This is a genomic window from Corallococcus sp. RDP092CA (assembly GCF_041903675.1).
Classification (GTDB): domain Bacteria; phylum Myxococcota; class Myxococcia; order Myxococcales; family Myxococcaceae; genus Corallococcus.
This window is the reverse complement of the sequence record NZ_JAYESI010000085.1, coordinates 1-1,516: the sequence shown is the minus strand read 5'-3', so window position 1 is coordinate 1,516 and position 1,516 is coordinate 1. Positions and strand designations below refer to the sequence as shown.

The window sequence follows — 1,516 nt, the reverse complement described above, 5'->3', positions numbered from 1 at the left end:
TGGACAGGCCTGCCCTCAAGCCATTGCCGCCGACGCGGTACGCGGTGTCGGAGTGGAAGCGGGTGAAGGTGAACATCGACTACCACGTCGACGTCCATGGCCACTTCTACTCGGCGCCCTACAGCCTGGCGCGTCAGGTGCTGGAGGCGCGCCTCACCGCCACCAGCGTGGAGTTGCTGCAGCGGGGCCGAAGAGTGGCCGTCCACGTGCGCAGCGCGAAGGTGGGCGGCTACACGACGGTGGCCGAGCACATGCCGAAGGCCCACCGGGCCCATGCCGAGTGGAGCCCCTCGCGCTTCATTCAGTGGGCGAGCCAGGTGGGCCCCCTTACCCAGTCGCTGGTGGAGGCCATCCTCCAGGACAGGCCCCACCCGGAAGTGGGCTACCGCAGCTGCCTGGGCCTGCTGCGGCTGGCGAAGCGCTATGGCAACGCGCGGCTGGAGCTCGCCTGCGGCCGGGCGCTGCGAGCGCACGCGCGCAGCAGCCGGCACGTGCGACTGCTGCTGGAGAAGGGGCTGGAAGCCACCCCGCTGCCGGCCGAAGAGCCCTCCTCGCAGCCGGCCGCCGCGCACGAGAACGTCCGCGGCGCTGACTACTACCACTGAGTGGATTGCAGGCCTCTCCACTCGGAAGGGGGCCTCGGGCACGGCCATGGCGGCCGTGCCCGAGGTCCGATGAGGCCACCAACGACAAAGGACACCCGAGATGTTGAACCAACCCACCTTGCAGAAGCTCCAGGCGCTGAGGCTGTCCGCCTTCGCCCGCGCCTGGGAGGAGCAGCAGAAGTTGGCGGACATGAGCAGCCTGGCCTTCGACGAGAGACTCGCGCTGCTCGTCGAGGCCGAGTGGCTGGCCCGGGAGAACGCCCGGATTGGCAGAAACCTCAGAGAGGCGAAGCTCCGCATCTCCGGCGCCTGCGTCGAGGACATCGACTTCACGGCGAAGCGGGAGCTCGACAAGCCCCTGGTGCGTCAGCTCGCCCAGTGCCGCTGGGTGGAGGAGAAGCAGAACATCGTCATCACCGGGATGACGGGTACCGGCAAGACGTACCTGGCGTGCGCGCTGGCGCAGGCGGCGATTCGTCGCGGCCATCGGGTGCTCTACCGTCGGGCCCCGCGTCTGCTGGAGGAATTGGCGCTCGCGCACGCGGAGGGCTCCTTCGCCGCGTTTCTCTCCCGACTGGCCCGTGTCGACGTGCTCGTCATCGACGACTGGGCCCTGGCTCCCATCAAGGACGGCGAGCGCCGGGACATGCTCGAGGTCTTCGAGGACCGCTATGGCGCGCGCAGCACCATCATCGCCAGCCAACTGCCGACCACAAAGTGGCATGACCACCTGGGCGACCCTACTGTGGCGGACGCCATTTGCGACCGGGTCCTCCACCGAGCCCACCGGCTCACCGTGAAGGGGCCCTCCCGCCGCAAGGAGGAGAATCCGTCAACTTGAGCCCAGCGTCGCTTCGCTCCGACTGATCACGATGCTCCGAACCTGCTGATCACGATCGCCGAAACGCGCA

1 protein-coding gene and 1 pseudogene are annotated in these 1,516 nt (G+C 68.5%); both read left to right on the top strand.

The window, feature by feature from the left end; genetic code table 11:
• Positions 1-605 (top strand): annotated as a pseudogene (locus U8525_RS34250) (IS21 family transposase); the annotation flags it as partial.
• A gap of 100 nt (positions 606-705) precedes the next feature.
• The gene (gene istB, locus U8525_RS34245; RefSeq protein ID WP_374270940.1) at positions 706-1,446 is read left to right on the top strand and encodes an IS21-like element helper ATPase IstB; all 741 of its coding nucleotides are present in this window, start codon (positions 706-708) and stop codon (positions 1,444-1,446) included.
• Positions 1,447-1,516: the final 70 nt, after the last annotated feature.